At 68.9% G+C, this 18757-nt stretch carries 12 protein-coding genes and 8 pseudogenes; 13 read left to right on the top strand and 7 right to left on the bottom strand.

Annotated features, from left to right (window positions below; translation table 11 throughout):
• Positions 1 to 134 precede the first annotated feature (134 nt).
• The 3 genes and pseudogenes from ACFY9I_RS39815 to ACFY9I_RS39805 form a co-directional block, all read left to right on the top strand.
• Positions 135 to 581, top strand: coding sequence for a hypothetical protein (locus tag ACFY9I_RS39815; RefSeq protein WP_391011686.1), 447 nt, complete (start codon positions 135 to 137; stop codon positions 579 to 581).
• A 393-nt stretch (positions 582 to 974) separates the two neighbouring features.
• Positions 975 to 1361, top strand: a complete 387-nt coding sequence (locus ACFY9I_RS39810; RefSeq protein ID WP_391011683.1) for a hypothetical protein — start codon at positions 975 to 977, stop codon at positions 1359 to 1361.
• A gap of 128 nt (positions 1362 to 1489) precedes the next feature.
• Positions 1490 to 2239 (top strand): annotated as a pseudogene (locus ACFY9I_RS39805) (IS5 family transposase); the annotation flags it as partial.
• Positions 2240 to 2699: 460 nt separating this feature from the next.
• Here the strand turns inward: ACFY9I_RS39805 and ACFY9I_RS39800 are convergent.
• From ACFY9I_RS39800 to ACFY9I_RS39785, 4 genes and pseudogenes are all read right to left on the bottom strand, one after another.
• Positions 2700 to 2963 (bottom strand): annotated as a pseudogene (locus tag ACFY9I_RS39800) (phosphotransferase); the annotation flags it as partial.
• 56 nt (positions 2964 to 3019) lie between these two features.
• Complete coding sequence (locus tag ACFY9I_RS39795) at positions 3020 to 3472, bottom strand: phosphotransferase (RefSeq protein WP_391011680.1); 453 nt, start codon at positions 3470 to 3472, stop codon at positions 3020 to 3022.
• A 532-nt stretch (positions 3473 to 4004) separates the two neighbouring features.
• Positions 4005 to 4160 (bottom strand): annotated as a pseudogene (locus ACFY9I_RS39790) (tartrate dehydrogenase); the annotation flags it as partial.
• A gap of 70 nt (positions 4161 to 4230) precedes the next feature.
• A complete protein-coding gene (locus ACFY9I_RS39785; protein WP_391011677.1) occupies positions 4231 to 4362 on the bottom strand; it encodes a hypothetical protein in 132 nt (43 codons plus the stop codon).
• Positions 4363 to 4603: 241 nt separating this feature from the next.
• Between ACFY9I_RS39785 and ACFY9I_RS39780 the strand changes: the two are divergent.
• The 8 genes and pseudogenes from ACFY9I_RS39780 to ACFY9I_RS39745 form a co-directional block, all read left to right on the top strand.
• A pseudogene (locus tag ACFY9I_RS39780) lies at positions 4604 to 5694 on the top strand (aspartate ammonia-lyase); the annotation flags it as partial.
• A gap of 51 nt (positions 5695 to 5745) precedes the next feature.
• The gene (locus tag ACFY9I_RS39775) at positions 5746 to 7194 is read left to right on the top strand and encodes a four-carbon acid sugar kinase family protein (RefSeq protein ID WP_391011674.1); all 1449 of its coding nucleotides are present in this window, start codon (positions 5746 to 5748) and stop codon (positions 7192 to 7194) included.
• Positions 7194 to 8057: a ketose-bisphosphate aldolase gene (locus ACFY9I_RS39770; RefSeq protein ID WP_391011671.1), complete on the top strand. Its 864-nt coding sequence runs from the start codon at positions 7194 to 7196 to the stop codon at positions 8055 to 8057. Before ACFY9I_RS39775 ends, ACFY9I_RS39770 begins: the two co-directional genes overlap by 1 nt.
• 160 nt (positions 8058 to 8217) lie before the next feature.
• Positions 8218 to 8967, top strand: coding sequence for an aspartate/glutamate racemase family protein (locus ACFY9I_RS39765; RefSeq protein WP_391011669.1), 750 nt, complete (start codon positions 8218 to 8220; stop codon positions 8965 to 8967).
• Between the two features lie 47 nt (positions 8968 to 9014).
• Entirely contained in the window at positions 9015 to 9827 is an 813-nt protein-coding gene (gene otnI / locus ACFY9I_RS39760) for a 2-oxo-tetronate isomerase (protein WP_391011666.1), read from the top strand.
• Between the two features lie 2 nt (positions 9828 to 9829).
• Positions 9830 to 10120 (top strand): hypothetical protein, encoded by a 291-nt coding sequence (locus ACFY9I_RS39755; protein WP_391011663.1) that lies wholly within the window; start codon positions 9830 to 9832, stop codon positions 10118 to 10120.
• Positions 10002 to 11492 (top strand): annotated as a pseudogene (locus ACFY9I_RS39750) (aldehyde dehydrogenase family protein). The gene ACFY9I_RS39755 and the pseudogene ACFY9I_RS39750 overlap by 119 nt, the downstream one beginning before the upstream one ends.
• A 344-nt stretch (positions 11493 to 11836) precedes the next feature.
• A pseudogene (locus ACFY9I_RS39745) lies at positions 11837 to 12196 on the top strand (transposase); the annotation flags it as partial.
• Here ACFY9I_RS39745 and ACFY9I_RS39740 read toward each other — a convergent pair.
• The gene (locus ACFY9I_RS39740) at positions 12140 to 12586 is read right to left on the bottom strand and encodes a hypothetical protein (RefSeq protein WP_391011809.1); all 447 of its coding nucleotides are present in this window, start codon (positions 12584 to 12586) and stop codon (positions 12140 to 12142) included. The pseudogene ACFY9I_RS39745 and the gene ACFY9I_RS39740 sit on opposite strands and share 57 nt — an antisense overlap.
• A 301-nt stretch (positions 12587 to 12887) precedes the next feature.
• Between ACFY9I_RS39740 and ACFY9I_RS39735 the strand changes: the two are divergent.
• Positions 12888 to 14079 (top strand): annotated as a pseudogene (locus ACFY9I_RS39735) (IS30 family transposase); the annotation flags it as partial.
• Positions 14080 to 14192: 113 nt separating this feature from the next.
• On the opposite strand, the gene ACFY9I_RS39730 reads toward ACFY9I_RS39735, so the two are convergent.
• Together ACFY9I_RS39730 and ACFY9I_RS39725 are read right to left on the bottom strand one after the other, a co-directional pair.
• Positions 14193 to 18095: a trypsin-like peptidase domain-containing protein gene (locus ACFY9I_RS39730; protein ID WP_391011661.1), complete on the bottom strand. Its 3903-nt coding sequence runs from the start codon at positions 18093 to 18095 to the stop codon at positions 14193 to 14195.
• A 10-nt stretch (positions 18096 to 18105) separates the two neighbouring features.
• On the bottom strand, positions 18106 to 18438 hold the full coding sequence (locus tag ACFY9I_RS39725) for a trypco2 family protein (protein ID WP_391011659.1): 333 nt from the start codon (positions 18436 to 18438) through the stop codon (positions 18106 to 18108).
• 25 nt (positions 18439 to 18463) lie between these two features.
• On the opposite strand from ACFY9I_RS39725, the pseudogene ACFY9I_RS39720 reads away from it, so the two are divergent.
• Positions 18464 to 18612, top strand: a pseudogene (locus ACFY9I_RS39720) (IS5/IS1182 family transposase); the annotation flags it as partial.
• Positions 18613 to 18757 lie beyond the last annotated feature (145 nt).

Genomic DNA, 18757 nt, shown 5'->3' with positions numbered 1-18757 from the left:
TGCTTTCCGGCGTGAGGCCCACGCCTGCTTGAGTCGTGTTGTCGAACAACGGCAGCAACGTTCACTGCCCGATCTGAGGCGGGTCGCCTCCGCACTTGGGCATCGGGCACTCGAGGAACCTGGGAGTGGTTGTCATGGTGAAGTTGAAGGACACAACGAAGGTGAAGAGCCGCACGAGGAAGGTCGGCATGGCCGTGACGGCAGCCGCGTCGGTTGCCGGATTGGTCTTTGCGGCGGCACCCGCTTCCGCCGCCGGCGCCGCCACCTTCTCGATCCCGTACGGGGCGAGCTACTACGAAGGCACGGCCAGCTGGTCCAACCGGTCGGTCAGCGTCGACGGATCGTTCAAGGCCAGCAATTGTCGACGGGTCTACGCGCGGGCGTTCGCCGGCAGCACCTCACTGGACTTCAAGAGCAGCAGCACCTGGTGCAACCGATCCGGGCCGGCGGACTTCGCCCTTGCCGCGAACGTCGTCGGTGGGTCCGACAACATCTGGCTCTACATGACCGACGAAAACCAGAACTACCTCGCGGGACAGACCTGCTACCGCGCCGGCTACTGCGTCGACGGCCTGCGCTGAGCGGTTTGGGTGGTGATGGTCTGTCCGCTGAGGGTCATGTGGCGGCGGTGTCAGCCGGGACAGCCGGCGGAACCGGTAGTCGTCTGGGACGTTGCCGGTGTTCTGGGTGGGCCGTCCGGCGAAGACGCGGCCGGTCCACCCAGATCGTAAGGGCGCAGCTCCCATTCGCCCTTGCACCCCACAACCCGCTGAAGTGATCGCGGCCCGCATGACATGCAGGGCTGACACGTCCGGCAGGCCACGACCATGCGTTGATCGCGACGATGCGAATCGTCACTTCGAAACGGACCGCGAGTGTGCCGGACCGAGTCGCCAGCGCCCGGTTCCGCCTAACCCGGTTGATGCCGCACGCGACCGCGTGTCGGGCTCCGTAGTCCCCACCCTGGAGATCGCATGAAGACCTATCTCGCCGCCGTCCTCGGTTCGGTCGTGCTGACCGCAGGTGCTTTGCTGGGCGCTCCCGCCGCCTCCGGCGCGCAGACCGCCCCCTACCCGAGCACCCCCATCGACATCTGGCTCGGCGCCAGCTCCATCCGCGGCACTCTGACGTGGTACGGGTCGCCCGTGGCCGCTGGAGCATTCCGGTCCGTCGGCTGCAACAGGATGTGGTCCAGCGCGTACGATGCCTCTGGCAACGAGCTCGCCTTCTCGAGTACCAACACTCAGTGCGACATGACGTCCGCCTTCAATATTGCGTTCCCCAGGGCGACGGAGTCTGTCGAGATCTGTCTTGTCGGTGCGAACCCGGCACGCAAGTGTGAGTGGTACAACCGGCCCTGACCCATCCGACCGGCCGGGCTGCGTAAGTGGACGTTGGGTCCGATCTTCCCTGGTTCGTGATCGCTCGATCGTGGTACTGATGGCCGCGCGGGGCATGCGGTGAGCATGTCCATGCTGAGATGCGGGCCATGGAGAGAAAGCCGTACCCCAGCGACTCATCGGACGTGCAGTGGGCGTTGATCCAGCCGATGATCACGGCCTGGAAGCAGGACCGGGTGGCGCGGTCGGCGACCGGTGACCCCGGGGCCTGTGATCTGCGGGAGGTCGTGAACGCGATCTTCTACCAGAACCGGACGGGCTGTCAGTGGCGCTATCTGCCCCATGACCTGCCGGCCTGGCCGGCGGTGTTCTACTACTTCACGCTGTGGCGCCAGGACGGGCTCGACCAGCGGATCCAGGAACTCCTGCGCTGCCAGGTACGGGAGAGAGCCCGCCGATTAGAGGACCCGTCCCTCGTGATCACCGACACCCAGTCCGTCCGCACGGCCGCCGGTGTCCCGAAGACCACGACGGGACTGGACGCCAACAAGAAGGTCTCGGGCCGCAAGCGGGGCCTGGCCGTGGATGTGATGGGGCTGATCATCGGGGTGGTCGTGCTGGCCGCGTCCGTGCACGACAACACCGCCGGCACCGCCTTGCTCGACCAGACCGCCGAGCGGTGCGGGATGCGCCTGGAGAAGGCCCTGGTGGACCAGGGCTTCAAGGACGAAGTCGTCATCCATGGCGCCCTGCTGGACATCGACGTCGAGGTCGTCCGCCGCAACCCGGCCGACCGGGGCAAAGGCTTCGTCCCCCAGCCGAAGCGGTGGGTGGTGGAACAAACGAACGGCACGCTGATGCTGCACCGGCGCCTCGCCCGTGAGTACGGCCACCGGCCGTCCGTCGAGGATGTTGTCGATGCTCGCGCGCACGGCCCTCGTGCCAGTCGACTTCGTCGTAGAGGTTACTTGCCGGTCGCAGGTCGAGCAGCTGCGGGGCCGGTGTGTGCGGGGAGCCCTCTCGGGCCGCCTCTGCCAGGACCTCTTCCAAACCCCGCTGCTCCCGCGTCGGGGGGAGCCCACACGCGACCCGGAACGTCGCCTCGGCGACGTCGGGGCAAACCTCGGCCACCTGCGCGATCGCCGGCCACGTGTGTTGCATGCGGGTCCGCCCGTACGGCGTGTCGCTCTCGGCGACCCGGCGCGTCCACGTCACGGCGTTCATGCACAGCCGGGCGGCCGCCAGCGGATAGACAGCCGCCAGTTCCTCAGCCGTGAGGGGGAGCACCGAGTGGAAGCCGGCCACGACTTCGGCCGCGGCAGCGAGCGGGTCGGCCTTGCGGACCATGGCGTAGCCCGCCGCGATCGCCACCTCCGCCGCGCGCACACTGTAGAGCGAGTCGCCCAGGTCGACGATGCCCGAGATCCGCAGCACCCCGTCGGCATCGGCGTCGGCCAGGACGTTGGCGTCATTGAGATCCTGGTGTACGACGCTCCGCGGCAGTCGGTCCCATGCCGGCAGGAGATCGTCGTACCAGCCCATGATCGTGCGCACCGACTCCCGCCGGTCCGCGTCCTGTACCGCGTGCAGCGACGCCTCGACGATCTCAGCGGCCCGGCGCATGTCCCAGTCGTGGGGTTCCAGGCCCACCGGTGGCTCCACGCTGGAGAGTCCGAGGCTCAGCCGCCGGCGGCTTCTCCCAGCTGACGCAGGAGCACCGCGGGGTGGTCGTCGAGTTCCGCCAGGACCCGGCCCTCGATCCAGCTCATCACGCGGACCACGTGCGTTCGGCCCTCGTGGACGAGGGCGGCAAGGAACTTCCCCTCGCGTGTCGGGACCAGTCGTGGCACCGGAAGGTCGGGAACGGTGGAGGCCAGATGCTGGAGGAGCGAGTTCTGCCAGAGAACGTCGGCCGAGTCCGGCTCCGCGCGGGTGACCCGTACGAAGTAGCGCATGCCGTCATCGCCGGTGATCCGGACGTTCTGGTCGACCTCCCCTCCCAGGGGGTGCTGGACATATCCCTCGAGTCCGAAGGACTGCCGCAGCACGTGATCGAGGAGCGAGCCCGGCAGTTGGCCGGTGTGACCGAGGACGGTCGTTCCGTCCCGGCCGGTGGCGGTCGCTGAGGTCATCGGTGCGTTCTCTCTCTCGTCGTCAGGTTGCTCATCACTCACCATGGGCCTGTGTCAGCCGCAGCAGCCCTCCCCGCCGCCCCCGGGGCGCACTCCCCCGCTTGGTACTTCCCCTCGATGCCCCCACTCCGACGGCTGCAGGGCCCGGGCCGGGACGCTCTCCCCCACCTGGTCGGCGATCAGGTCCGAGGCGGGCCGTCCGTCAAAGGCGGAGCGCTCATCGAGACCGGTCATCAGCGCACGCGGCGGCGGCCATGACGTCCCAGGTGACGTTGGCGGCGAGCACCCCGCGCAGCGCCTCGGCGGGCTCCAGCGGTGTCCTCATGGTCCTCGACCCTCGCCTTGAGGGGCGTAGTCTTCGAGGGAGTCCTGGTGATCTCGATCCCGCTCTGCCGGGCGAACCTGTCGTCCAGCGAGGGGAGAGCTCGCACATCGACGACGCCGACGGCAGGCGCTACATCGACGGCCTGTGGGGGCCGGCCCGCGTCGGCCTGGTCGTCGACCTGACCCCGCGCCGACTGCGCGAGACCGGCCTCCTCGTCCGCTCGCATGACCAGTCGTACGACGTGTGGGACAGGCTGAAGCCGTGGCGGCGGCCGAGAACATCGAGCACCTGCTGTGCCGGGGGAAGTAGCTCGGCGCCGATGCCGTCGCCCGGGATCAGGGCAATCCGGCGGTTCGTCGTCATGGCGTCCATTGCAGCAGGGTGGTCCGTGGGGCGTCCAAGACGCAAAGCGGATCTGTCTTATAAGCGGTGCCTAGCAGCTGTAGGTGGCCGAGGTCGCGGCCGTGACGAACGCGGCGGCTGCGGGCGACAGGAGGCCGCAGCGGGCGACGAGGGCGATGTCGAAGGTGTTCTCCGGCTCGATGTCCAGGACGCGGGCGCCCACGAGCCGCGATAAAGCCGCCTTATAGGGCGGCCTTATAAGGCACATCGGGATTGAGTCTTGGACGCAGTGCCCCGCCCGCTGCTGCAATCGGCCGTATGACGAACCAGAACCACCGCCTCGCCCTCGTCCCCGGTGACGGCATCGGGGACGAGGGCGTGCCGCCCACCCGGCGATTCGGCGAAGGTGCCCGTCCCCTTCTACGACGCCACCGCCTGGTTCCTGCAGTCCGGCGGCGCCTGGGAAGCTTTTGGGCCACGCCAAGAGCCAGTACGAGCACCTGCACCCCAACCAGCACGTCAACCTCGGCCAGTCCACCAATGACGTCTATCCGACCGCTGTCAAGATCGCGACAGTGTATGCGGTGCGCGGGCTGCTGAAGGCGATGGCGGTGCTACAGGACGCTTTCGCGGCCAAGGCGGTTCAGTTCCGTGACGTGCTGAAGATGGGCCGCACTCAGCTGCAGGACGCCGTGCCGATGACGCTGGGGCAGGAGTTTTCGGCGTACGCGCTCATGCTGGAGGAAGACCGCAACCGGCTCTCCGAGGCCGTGGAGCTGATTCACCAGATCAACCTCGGTGCCACCGCGATCGGCACCGGTCTCAACGCCCCCACCGGCTACGCCGACTCGGCGCGGCGCCACTTGTCGCAGATCACCGGGCTTTCGCTGGCGACTGCGGTCAACCTGGTGGAGGCGACCCAGGACTGCGGGGGATTCGTGCAGATGTCCGGTGTGCTCAAGCGGATCGCGGTCAAGCTCTCCAAGAGCTGCAACGACCTGCGCCTTTTGTCGTCCGGGCCGCGCGCGGGTCTGAACGAGATCAATCTGCTGCCGGTGCAGGCCGGTTCGTCGATCATGCCGGGCAAGGTCAACCCGGTTATCCCGGAGGCCGTCAACCAGGTCGCCTTCGAGGTGATCGGCAACGACGTCACCATCACCATGGCCGCCGAGGCCGGACAGCTCCAGCTCAACGCCTTCAAACCGATCATCTGGCACTCCCTCTCAAAGAGCATCACGCATCTCCAGCGCGCGTGCCTGACCCTGGCCGAGCGCTGCGTCGCCGGGATCACGGCCAACACCCAGGCGCTACGGGCGACGGTGGAGAACTCGATCGCCTGGTCACCGCCCTCAACCCGTACATCGGCTACGAGGCGGCCACCGGCATCGCCCAGGAGGCCCTCGCCAATGGACGCGGGGTCGCCGAACTCGTCCTGTACAAGGGCCTGTTGCCCGCCGGAACCCTCGCCGAGCTGCTCCGTCCCGAGACCGTCCCGAGGCCGTCGCGGGACCCGGTCACGTGCTGGTGTGACGTGATCGAGCGCGACCTCGGCTGACGTTCCCCCGGTTCCCCCCTCAACCACCCGTTCATAGACCAGGAATTCGCCATGTCTCTACCCCTTCATGCCCGGACGCGGCCCGTCCCCGAGGAAGCGGTACTCGAAGGGCTGCCCCCAGTCCGCGAGGTCAGCGCCGCGGAAGTGGCCACCCGAATATCCGGCGGCCCCCGTCTCGTCGTCCTCGACGACGACCCCACCGGCACCCAGACGGTCGCCGACGTGCCCGTCCTGACGTCCTGGACGGTGGACGACCTGCGCTGGGCGCTGCGCCAGGACAGCGCCGTCTTCTTCGTCCTCACCAACACCCGCAGCCTGCCCGCTGAGGACGCCGCCGCGCGCAACCGCGAGGTGGTCCGCGCCCTGCACGCGGCCGCCGCGGCCGAGGGCACCGGCTACGTCCTGGCCAGCCGCGGCGACTCCACCCTGCGCGGCCACTTCCCGCTGGAAACCAATGTCCTCGCCGAAGAGCTGACCGAGCTGGGCGCGGGTGCCCCGGACGGCGTCGTGCTGGTCCCCGCCTACATCGAGGCGGGACGGCTGACCGTCGGCTCCCACCACTGGATGCGAACGGCCGACGGGCTGCTCCCGGTCGGAATGACCGAGTTCGCCCGTGACGCCACCTTCGGCTACCGCAGCTCCTCGCTGCCCGAGTGGGTGCAGGAGAAGACGGGCGGACGCGTGCCCGCGGACCAGGTCCTGCGCATCACCCTCGACGACCTGCGCGGCGGCGGCCCGGCGCACACCGCGCGGCTGCTGTCCTCACTGCGCGGCGGACGGGTGGCCGTGATCGACGCGGTGTGCGACGACGACCTGCGGGTGCTCACCCTGGCCCTCGCACAGGCGGAGGAGAACGGCACGCGGCTGCTGTACCGGGTCGGGCCGTCCTTTGCCAGGGCCCGCGCCGGACAGGCGGCGCGGGCACCGCTCACCCCGGCCGAACTACGCCCGCTGCGCGGCGACGCACCGCACGGTCTCATCGTCGTGGGCTCTCATGTCGCGCTGACCACACGGCAGTTGGACCGCCTGCGGAAGCGAGGTGGGATCGCCGAGTACGAGCTGGACGTGGCCCTGCTGCTCGACGAGGAGCGGCGTGAGGGCCACATCGCCGAGGTCGCGGCCGTGGCGGCCGCCGCGCTGGACTCGGCGGACGCGGTGATCCGCACCTCTCGCGTGCTGGTGACGGGTGCCGACGCGGACGACAGTCTGGCGATCTCCCGCCGGGTCTCCGCCGCGCTCGTTCAGGCCGTGCGCCAGGTCAACGCCACCCGGCGGCCCGCTTTCGTCGTCGCCAAGGGCGGTATCACCTCCAGCGACACCGCCACCCACGGCCTTGAGATCCGCCGTGCCTGGGCCCGGGGCACGCTGCTGCCGGGCATCGTCTCGCTCTGGGAGCCGGTGGACGGCCCTGCCGCCGGCATCCCCTACATCGTCTTCGCCGGGAACGTCGGGGGCGCCGACGCCCTCGCCGACGCCCTCGACCTGCTCAGGAGTGCCTGATGCTGCTGCACGGAACCGATGCCCTGAAGGAGGCCGCGGCCGCCGGGCACGCCCTGCCCGGGTTCGTCGCCTACAACCTGGAGACGGTCCAGGGCATCACGGCCGCCGCCGAGGCCGCCGGACGGCCGGTCGTCATCCAGGCGGGCTCCAGTCCCTTCAAGCACGCCGGGCGCGAGGCCCTGATGCGGCTGGCGCTGGACGCCGCCGCGCGCTCCACGGCCCCTCTCGGTGTGCACCTCGACCACAGCCGGGACCTGGACGAGATCACCGCCTGCCTCAAGGCGGGCTACACCTCCGTCATGATCGACGGCTCCCACCTGCCCTTCGCCGAGAACATCGCGCTGACGAAGGAGGCAGTCCGCCGGGCCCGCGACCACGGCGCCTGGGCGGAGGCCGAACTCGGTGCCCTCCCCGGCGACGAGGACGTCTCCACCGACGCCGTCGCGCAGGCCGCGGCGATGACCGATCCGCAGCAGGCGGCCGAATTCGTGGCCGCGACGGGCGTGGACGCGCTCGCCGTCGCCGTCGGCAACGTCCACGGCTTCACCAAGCACCCGGTGCACCTGGACCTGGAGCGGCTGGCCTTGATCCACGAGTCCGTAACCGTCCCGCTCGTCCTGCACGGCGCCAGCGGTCTGCCCGTCGAGGAGCTGCACGGCGCCCTCGCCCGAGGCGTCGCCAAGGTCAACGTCAACGCCGAACTGCGCCGCGCCTATCTGGAGGCCGTCCGCGTGGCCCTCCCGTTCGCGTTGCCCGGCTCCGACGTCGTCTCCCTGTGGGCGGCGGGCCGCGACGCGGTCCGGGACGCCGCCCTGGAGGTCATCGACCGCCTGAGCCCCCGAGCCGAGGGGGCAGACGCATGACCTGAACTCGTCCCCGCCGCCTGGAGCCGCACCGCACCGGCGGACGCAAGGCCGTCGTACCCCCGGCCGTGCGCGCTGCGCACGGTTCGCACCGCTTCGTCTCGTGCTCGCGTGCCCTCCTCGGCACGCGAGCCGATACCTCACCCTGTTGGAGCCACGGATGTCCACCACTGCCTCGATCGCCGTTTTGCACACCAGCTTGCTGTTCGTCAGCCCCGATTCGGTCATCAACGAGTACCTCTCGGAACTCGCGCCGGACGCCAAGGTCCTGCACTTCGTCGACAGCGACGTGCTCGCTGCCGTGGTGCGCGACGGTGAGGTCTCACCTGCCAGCACGCAGCGCATGGTGCACCTGGCCCAGGCCGCGCAGGCCGCGGGCGCCGACGTCATCTTCTCCGCCTGCTCCTCGGTCGGTCCGGCCATCGACGTGGCCCGACGCCTGGTCTCCGTCCCGATCGTCAAGATCGACGACGCGATGGCCGCGTCAGCGGTCGAGACCGCGGGCGCCATCGGCGTCCTGGCCACGGTCCCCACGACGCTGCCGCCGACCCGTGCCCTCGTCGAGGAGAAGGCCCGGGCGGCCGGTCGCGACATCACCGTCCAGGAGCGGCTGTGCGAGGGCGCTTTCTCGGTGCTGATGTCCGGTGACCGCGACGGCCATGACGCGATGGTGCTGGACGGGGCACGGGCGCTGGCCAAGGAGGCCGACGTGATCGTGCTGGCCCAGGCATCCATGGCACCGCTGGCTCCCGCGATCGCCGAAGCGGTCGGCAAGCCCGTGCTCTCCAGCCCGCGCAGCGGAACGGAGAACGCGGTGCGTGTGCTGAACGAGCAGACGGCTGCACCTGCCCCTGCCACGGAGAGGGCCTTTGAGGCCACGGGATGGGAGGGAGGCTGCGGGGAGAGGTGATCGAACCACTGACCATGGCCGTCCCCGGCCGGAACACAGGAGCCAGCATGCCGAGGTTCGCAGCGAACCTGTCCATGATGTACAACGAGCACGATTTCCTCGACCGCTTCGCCGCGGCCTCGGCTGATGGCTTCCAGGGGGTCGAGTATCTCTTCCCCTATGCGTACGACGCCGCCGAGCTGCGCCGCCGGCTCGACGACCACGGCCTGGTGCAGGTGCTCTTCAACGCACCTGCAGGAGCGTGGGAGTCCGGAGAGCGCGGGACGGCGGCACTGCCCGGACGTGAGGCGGAGGTGCGTTCCGGGGTGGACCGTGCGCTGGAGTACGCGGGGGTGCTGGGCTGCCCTCGAGTGCACCTGATGGCCGGACTGGTCCGACCGGACGCGACACCCGGCGAGCGGGCCAAGCACCGCGACACCTACCTGACCAACCTGGCGTGGGCCGCGGAACGGGCCGCCGCGGCGGGCGTCGACATCCTGATCGAGCCGATCAACGGCCGAGACATGCCCGGATACTTCCTGAGCACCCAGGCCGAGGCCCACGCCGTGGTGCAGGAGGTGGGAGCCCCGAACCTCAAGGTGCAGCTCGACCTCTACCACTGCCAGATCGTCGAGGGCGACCTCACCACGACACTGCGCCGCGACCTGCCGACCGGCCGGGTCGGTCATCTGCAGATAGCGGGCGTGCCCGACCGGGGTGAACCCGACCAGGGTGAGTTCAACGTCCGCCACCTGCTCGACGTGATCGACGAGCTGGGCTTCGACGGGTGGGCCGGCTGCGAGTACCGCCCCCGCGCCGGCACGAGCGAAGGTCTTGGCTGGCTCAACGACTACCGCAGCCATCGAGCAGAGAGCGCCTGAGGATGAGCGGTACGGCCTCGCCCCTGACCTGGTCACCTTCCCCAAGGGCGTCACCTCCGGCAACGCCCAGCCCGCCCTTCATCACCACCGACGACCAACTCCGCCGGCTCGTCGCCGACATGGCCTCCACCACGCAACTCCTCACCGCCGACCCGGCCGCCCTGGCTGGCGCCCATGAGGCCGTCGAGACCGCCTACGCCCTGCTGTCGGACATCATCGCCATCCACCAGCGCCACGCGGACGACTACGCCGCGCCCACGCGCCCCGTTCACCAGGAGACTCACCGTGTCTGACACCGTCGTACCCCCCAGCATCGAACTCGGCGCCGACACGGCGCCCGTGCACAACCCCTACACCGGCGAGGTCATCGCCTCGGTGCCCACCGTCGAAGCCGGCGCCATCGAGGGCATCCTGCAGCAGGCCAGACGCGGGCGCCGCACCGCCGCCGCGTTCTCCCGCGCCTCCAGGGCCTCCGTGCTGGAACGCGCCGCCCGCCTGATCGAGCGGCGCGCCGAGTCCTTCGCCCAGCTGATCGTCAGCGAGGCCGGCAAGACCATCACCCAGGCCCGCAAGGAAGTGGCCCGCGCGGTCAACACCCTGTCCCTGTCCGCGGCCGAGGCACGGCGCAACGCCGGCGGGGCCATCCCCTTCGACTCCCACGAGGGCTCGGAGAAACGGCAGGGCTGATTCACCCGTGAACCGCTGGGCATCATCGCCGCCATCACCCCGTTCAACGACCCCCTCAACCTGGTCGCCCACAAGCTCGGCCCGGCCATCGCCGGCGGCAACGCGGTCATCCTCAAACCGTCCGCCCTGACACCGCTGTCCGCGCTGCGCCTGGTCGACACCCTCATCGAGGCCGGCCTGCCCGAGGAGATCGTCACCGTCGTCAACCGCGATGCCGGCATCGCCGCCGCGATCGTGGCCGCGCCCGACGTGCGGATGGTGTCCTTCACCGGCGGATTCGCCACCGGCGAGGCCATCTCCCGCACAGCCGGCCTGAAGAAACTCGCCATGGACCTGGGCGGCAACGCCCCGGTCATCGTCATGGACGACGCCGACCTCGACGAGGCCGTGGCCTCGTGCGTCTCCGGCGCGTTCTGGGCCGCGGGCCAGAACTGCATCGGCACCCAGCGCATCCTGATCGCCCAGGACGTCTACGAGCGCTTCCGCGACGCCTTCGTCGCCCGCACCCGGCTGCTGCGCGTCGGTGACCCCCTCGACGACACCACCGACGTCGGCCCCATGATCACCCAGCAGGCCGCGGCCGCCACCCGGGCCAAGGTCGACACGGCGGTGACCGAAGGCGCGGTACTGCTGTGCGGCAACGACGTCACCGGCGCCCTGTACACACCGGCCGTCCTCGAAGGCGTCCCGGCGACCTGCTCGATCTGGCAGGAGGAGGTGTTCGCCCCGGTCGTCGTGCTGCAGCCGTTCACATCCTTCGAGGACGCCATCGAGCAGGCCAACGCCATCGACTACAGCCTCCACGCGGGCATCTTCACCTCCCGCCTGGACCGCGCCCTGAGCGCGGCCCGGCAACTCGAAGCGGGCGGAGTCATGATCAACGACTCGTCCGACTACCGCTTAGACGCCATGCCGTTCGGCGGGTTCAAGTACGGCAGCATGGGCCGCGAGGGCGTGCGCTTCGCCTTCGGGACATGACCCAGCCCACAGCCCAAGGTCGTCTGCATTCACCACATCACCGACGTGGTGCACTGACCGCCTTCCGCGCCGAGCGCGGCTCTCTGGCCAGTGGCCCGACCGGAGGGATGGTCAGATCTGTGGATGGGGTGCACCTGACTGTCTGTAGCACCAGCCTCATGAATTTCAGCTGAACGATCGCCTGACGCCCTGGCAGCAGAAGGGTGCCTCCCACCTGCGATGATCTGGACTGTTCAGATTAAGAGGCCGCGCCGATAGGCGCGGTGGTGGCACGCCGGCAGCAAGACAGGCACCGATCTTGGCGATCATGGAGTTGCGACGCTCTGTGATCACCGGGGAGACCTGTGCCTGTACTGCCATCATGGCTGACCGATCCACTCTGGGGCCAATTCGCCGCCTTGCTGCCTGAGCGATCGCACTACGCGCCGACCCATCCGCTGGGCTGCCACCGCCCACGCATCAGCGACCGGGTCGTCTTCGACAAGATGCTGCAACTCCTGCGATTCGGCTGCTCCTACCAGGCGATCGCCGACACGACCTGCTCGGCCACCACGATCCGCAACCGTCGCGACGAGTGGATCCAACTCGGCGTCTTCGCCAAGTTCAAGCAGATCGCGCTGGGGTCCTACGACCGCATCGTCGGCCTCTCAGGCTGCTGCTGCGATGGCGTCGCGGTGGCGTTGTGCGGCTGCGGGGAAGAGGCCGAAGGCGCGGTGGCCGAGTGCGTCGACTTCTTGCGGTGTGAGGACGTGGGAGTTCCGGAGCGCGTCGATGTTGCGTTTCATGTTCTTCTCGTTCGAGCAGGGGACTCCGGCGTCGGCGCCGTAGACGAGGTGGTCGCGGGGCACCATCGTGACCGCTGCGGCGAGGTTGGCGTCGGTGCCGGCCGCGGCGGTGTCGAGGTAGAGCTTCGCCAGGTCGGTGCGGATGTCATCGGCGGTCAGGCATAGCGGGTTGAATACGTACTCCTCCGCCCCGAGCAGCCCGAGGCGGCCGGAGAACGCAGGCAGGGCGCCGCCGCAGTGGGCGAGGATGACGCCCTGCACATGGCCGCCGCGACCCGCGGCGGGGACGTCCGCGGTGTCATTTTCCACACGGACCGGCGCGAGGGCGGATTCAACCGGTCGTCGCAACACCTCGAGAGTCCGGAGGTGCGCGATGGGACGAGGTAAGCAGCAGAAGGTGCCGGAGGCGCCTGCGGATGCGCGACGCCAGTGGGCCGCCGATCGGGCGATGCGACCGCCGATGCGTTCACCGGGTCGGCCGGAGCCGTCTCGTGCGGTGCAGCGGGACTTCTGGCGGCGGATCGCGTCGGGAGTGACGACGGCAGAGGCCGCGGCGGCTGTTGGCGTTTCATGGCCGGTCGGATCCCGGTGGTTCCGTCACGCTGGCGGCATGCCGCCCATCAGCCTGGACGAGCCCACCGGCCGCTACCTGTCGTTCGCCGAGCGAGGAGATCGCGCTGCTGCGCGCCCAGGAGCTCGGCGTGCGCGAGATCGCCCGCAGGATCGGCCGCGACGCGGGCACGGTCTCACGCGAGTTGCGCCGCAACGCGGCGACCCGCGGCGGCAGGCCGGTCTACCGGGCTCTGGTCGCGCAGTGGAAGGCGCAGCAGGCCGCGAAGCGCCCGAAGACTGCGAAGCTCGCAGGCAACGACAGGTTGCGTGAGTACGTGCAGGATCGGCTCGCCGACAGTGTCCGTCGTCCCGACGGCACGAGCGTCACCGGTCCCAAGACGCCCGCGTGGAAGGGGCTGAACAAGCCGCATCGGCAGGACAGACGATGGGCGACGGCATGGAGCCCGGAGCAGATCTCACACCGTCTCCATGCCGATTTCCCCGATGATGAGCCCATGCGCATCAGCCACGAAGCCATCTACCAGGCGCTGTTCATCGAGGGCCGCGGCGCGCTCAAGCGGGAGCTGGTCACGTGTCTGCGTACCGGCCGGGCGCTGCGGACTCCCCGTGCACGGTCACAGAACAAGCCGCAGGGGCATGTCACCGCGGACGTCGTCCTCAGCGAACGCCCCGCCGAGGCTGGGGACCGCGCGGTCCCCGGACACTGGGAAGGCGATTTGATCATCGGAACGGGCCGATCCGCAATCGGCACGCTCGTCGAGCGCAGCAGCCGCTCCACGCTCCTCGTGCACCTGCCTCGGCTCGAGGGCTGGGGCGAGATTCCGCCCGTGAAGAACGGCACCTCACTCGGGGGCTATGGCGCGATCGCGATGAACGCGGCGCTCACGACGTCAATGACGTAGCTGCCCGAGCAGCTACGCAAGACCCTCACCTGGGACCGTGGGAAGGAACTCTCCGGCCATGCCCAGTTCGCTCTCGACACCGGGACGAGGGTGTTCTTCGCCGATCCGCACTCGCCCTGGCAACGACCGACGAACGAGAACACGAACGGGCTGCTGCGTCAGTACTTCCCGAAGGGCACCGATCTCTCCCGGTGGTCGTCCACGGACCTCGAAGCCGTCGCCATGGCGATCAACAACCGGCCCCGCAAGACCCTCGGTTGGCGGACGCCGGCCGAGGTCTTCGAAGAGCAGCTACGCTCGCTGCAACAGCCCGGTGTTGCAACGACCAATCACTCCCAACTTCCCCTGCAGTCACGGTCTTCACGCTACGAGGGGAGGGTCACCGGAGCAGGCTCCGGCCAGAGTCGGGTGGGACGGCGGCGACAACTGCCGCATGCTCCTCAAGGATCTGCGGCAGGTGAGCGATCCGGAACCCACCAGGCTGAGAGCCCGCCGAGTTCGCTCGCGAGGAATACGTGATGGCCGTCCGCAGCCGGTGCGGTGGTCAGCGCTCGGATAGGACCCGTCGCGCACAATGCCGTGGATCTGCCGTCGTGCTCCCAGATCCGTACGTGATCGGAGTTGCCCGCAGTAATGAATCGTCCGTCGGCGAGAGCGACGGCAGTGATGTCCCGGCCGTGGTCACCAAGGTGTGTCGGGTGTGGGAACGGCTTGGTGAGATCCCACAGGTAGAGGTCACCAGGCCCGACACCCACCGTGAGGAGGGTGGTCTCGGTCAGGGCCAGCAGGATCTTGACCCTCCGTCCGAGCCGGCCCAGTTCGAACGGACCGTCTGCTGCTGTGAGATCCCACAGCAGTAGTTGACCGTCGTCGCCGGACGCCGTGATGGCGTGACGTGGGGAAACGGGAAGCAGGTGATCGACCGGTAGGGCGAGCTTCGCGACGACAGCAGGGTTCGAGCCAGGGAGACCGGGATCCCAGACCGCCAGCCCGAGGCGTCCGCCCGCAGTTACGACGTGCCCGGTCGGCAGGATCGCGAGTGGAACAGCGTGGGTCCCTACGAACCCGAGGGACTGCGATGGCTCTCCTGCATTCGCGGGATCCCAGACCAGCAACTCTGCCAGCGCTCCGGTCCTGGCCACGGACAGGGAGATGACGTGTCCGTCCGGCAGCACCGCGAGCGCGTCGACGTGGCCGCCAGTGCTGCCCAACTTGGTCGGCCCGCCACCCCCGGGGTCCCAGGCCAACAGGTCGCCTTTCCACCGGGAAGCGCTGACCAGCCGTCCGTCGGGCAGGGTGGCAAGCGCGTCAATAGGTTCGTCGTAGTGGCGACGGGAGTGACACACGAAGTTGGCGTTCCACCCCAGCAGCCGGCCGCCGTCACGGCCAGCCGTGACCAAGCGGTCGCGAGAAGCCGCCGACAGTTGATGGACGGGCTCGCCATGAATGCCGAACCGGACCGGCTCGTGGTCCAGCCGCATTCCCTCCCAGTCGATCTCCCAACCGCGCGGGCCCATTCGACGCCCCAAGGTGTGGAATCTCCAGACGAGTAGCTGGCCTTCAGACCCGGCTGCCGTCACGAGATCGTGTGGAGTCATCGCGACTGCTGCGTGCACCATGTCCGTGTCGTTGCCGTGCCTGCCCAGCTCGACCGGCGTCATGCCGGGCCGGTGCGGCTCCCACAGCAGGACTCGTCCCTCACGTTGACCAACGGTCGCGAGGATTCCGTCTTGCAAGAGGGCCATCCCGCTGATCCGATCGCCATGCCTACCGAGGCGAACCGGCCGCTCGTCGAGTTGACTGGCGTGCGGCTCCCAGATGTCCAGGCGGCCATCCAGTCCGGATGCGGTCAGCACTCGGCCGTCGGGCAGGCCGATCATCGCGTCCACAGAGTCGTTGTAGCGGCGGAGCTGCATTGGATCGCCCGCTGGTGCAGTGAGTTCCCATACCAGCAACGGCCCGGCCTCACGGGTGGCACTCACCAACCGTCTGTCCGGAAGCACCAACAGGTGCGCCACCGTGCCCGCCCGTACCCGAAATTCGAAGTCCGGGGCGCCCTTGGAGAGCTGACTCCAGAGAAAAATTCGGCCCGAGGCAGTCGCGGCGATTAGCACGTCCTCCGGCGTACTGGTCACCGCTGTGATGCCCAGGCCATGCTCGCCGAGCTCCTGCGGCCGGGAGCCGGGGAGCGTCGGATCCCACAGCAGCAGCCTGCCACGGGTGCCGCCCACAGTCACGATCCGGCCGTTCGACAGCGCAGTCAGGGCAGAGACCCCGCTCGGGTGGATGCCGAGCTCGTAGGCCAGTGCGGGGTTGGTGCGTCGTGCCCACAGCGGGAACGGCACTTTCTGCTCGAACTTCTTCAGACGGTCTCGGCCGTCCCGTTCGGTCACCGAGTCGCCGTCGAGCAGGGCTTGCATGAGTAACTGTCCGACGACGTAGCCAGGTCGCTCGATCGGAAGCGGAGGGCGAAGGTTGTGTGCTTGCGCCACGATCAGCCTGTCCGCGATCGAACTACCCGTCCTTGTGACGAGCCGGGCATCGCGCATGTGGGGGAGCACAGCGTCGACACCGATGCTCCGAACGGTCGTGTCCTGCCAGCCGATGTCCGTGACGAGGATTCGAAACTGGTCCCGGTCATGGGCAGCCAGCACGCTGGGGTAGGAGTCCAGGAGATAACGAGGGGTCATGCCAATCGGCCAACCCTGAACCTGCCATTCCCGCGCCCATTGATGAATACGGGCCTGGAACTCCGGCTCACCGGTGTCCGCGCCGTTCGCACAGTAATCGAGCAGGGCAGCGTGCGCGAACTGGTACCTGCGCTGGCCTTCCGCACCCACTGGCTGCAGGCTGCGGGCCGCACGTTCCGTGACGAACCGCCGGATGGTTCGCGGACGTTGGCCGGTGAGAGCGGTCAGGTCGTCGACGGCAAGCGGTCCGGACGCGGCGGCCAGGAGCCCAAGCACTTCGACGGCCAGGTCGGCCTGCGGGTCGTTGCCGCGGAGGAGCTCCTCGATCTCCTGCCGGGCCCGCTGCTCCACTGCCCGTGCCTGTGAGCTCTGCCGTACGGGCACCGGGGTGATACCTCGCAGCGGGTGGTCGACCGGTAGATCGGTCGGTAGGTTGGGGTGCGGTCGGCTGGTCACCAGCACGTGCGCGGCTCCGCGCGCAAGCGTAGGCAGGCAAGCTGCCACGCTCGGCGACCCCGGCGGCTGCAGATCCTCATCGAGCGCGTCGACGACCAGCAGGAGGTGGCGGTCGTGTTGGGCAGCCCACGCCGTCGCCCGTTCCCAGAGGGCCCGGAACACATGCAGGTCGGGGTCTGGAGGGTCCTCGTCGAGCAGGTACGCCAGCTGCGGAACGACTGCGGCGAGGAAGTGGTTGCTGTCGGCGTCGGCTTCCCGCCGGGACAGGAAGTACGCCACCACGCGGACCTCCGGCGGCATCGCACCCAGCACGACCTCTGCTGCCAGTGAGGTCTTGCCAGCCCACGCACTGCCGACCATCCAGCGATAGCTCTGGTCGCCGACAGCGAATGCCGCGATGTCGGCGAGTTCGCGCTCCCGGTTCAGCAGCAGGGGAGTACGTGCGTGGATCTCGCGTAGCGTCGCTGTGTAGACCGGGCGTTGCCGTTCGCCGCTCGGCGAGGGCATGCGTACCAGCCCGGCCGCGCTCTCCACTCCGAGCCTCGGCCACCAGAGCTCGGCATTGCCCAACCGCTCGAGGCGTGTGAGCGGCGTGACAGTGAGCGCCGACGCCCCTTCGCATGGAGCGTGCTCGGTGACAACGCCGACGAGGTACTCACCGGCCCAGACGGGTGCGCCCGACATACCGGACCACTCCGTCTCCGCCAACGACTGTCCGTGCTGTGGCAACGGTCGAGGGGACGCGGTGACGTGCAGCGTGAGAAGCTCGCTGACCAGGTTCGCCAGCACCGAAATGTGCCCGCCGACGCCCACGGTGTCCCTGACGGTGTCGCCCTGCGTCGTACGTTCCTTGAAAGCCGGGTAACCGACGGTGTGGCAACGATCGATGACCTCGGGTACGGCACCGCCACGATCCACCGCGGCGGCCGGAAGCGCCGGAAAGCCCGTGTCCTCGTCGAGCTCGACCAGCGCGAAATCGACGGACTCAGGATCGCCGATGTACGCGGGCTCGATGCGAGCCTCACGCCGACGCTTGTCGCGCCCCCGTACCCAGACCGTGTCAGCTCCCGCCACGGTGTGCGCTGCGGTGAGCACGGTTCGCCCGGACATGATGCAGCCGGATCCATAGCGGTATCTCGGCGAAGTGCCCGGACCGAAGTCGCTGACGATCTCGACCACCCGGTCCGCCAGGGCCACCACGACCGCGCTAGCCCTTCACCTGGTCTCCGGCCGAGGCCACCCTGACCGGGTTGCCGGCCTGGTCGACGGGCGCGTCGAACACCACGGTGATCGCCTGCAGGCTTTCCTTCTGCCACCCGGCGCCAGCGCCCAACTCGGCGTTGACGAACGGAATCTTGAAGCCCGCCTTGCCGTCCGCCGAGCGCGTGGCGGCTACCCTCAGCTCGATCGTGATGCTCTGAATCGGGAACTGAATGTCCTGATGGCGCGGATCGCGCTGAGCGGCGAGCAACTCAGCCCGTAGCATCTGGACGGCCTCGGTGAGTCCGATCCCCGGAATCTCATGGTCCTCGCCGACCATTTACCCCTCCACTCGATATCCACCGCTGTCCGGGACCAGTGTCGCAGGCCCGGTCGACGCTATCCTGCCTCACGCGCTGGTCGAGTGGGCCACCATGCTCATCGTCACCTGTAAGGGTGGCCGCCGCTGCAAGCTCCCGTGCACCAACGGGCCCTCGTCAGCATGGTGCACCTTGGTGTCAACCGGGTCGAAAAGAGCCGAAGGTGGCAACAAGAACGACTATACCGGGACGTGGCGGGCACGTTCGAGCCGGCCATCGTCAAAAAGCGCCAGCGCAGGCTGTCCGGCGTGGGCGAGATGGTGCTGTCGTTGTCCGCGA

Source organism: Streptomyces sp. NPDC012510 (assembly GCF_042955065.1).
Taxonomy (GTDB): Bacteria; Actinomycetota; Actinomycetes; order Streptomycetales; family Streptomycetaceae; genus Streptomyces.
Note: the sequence above shows the minus strand (reverse complement) of the source record. Positions and strands in the feature narration are given on the sequence as shown.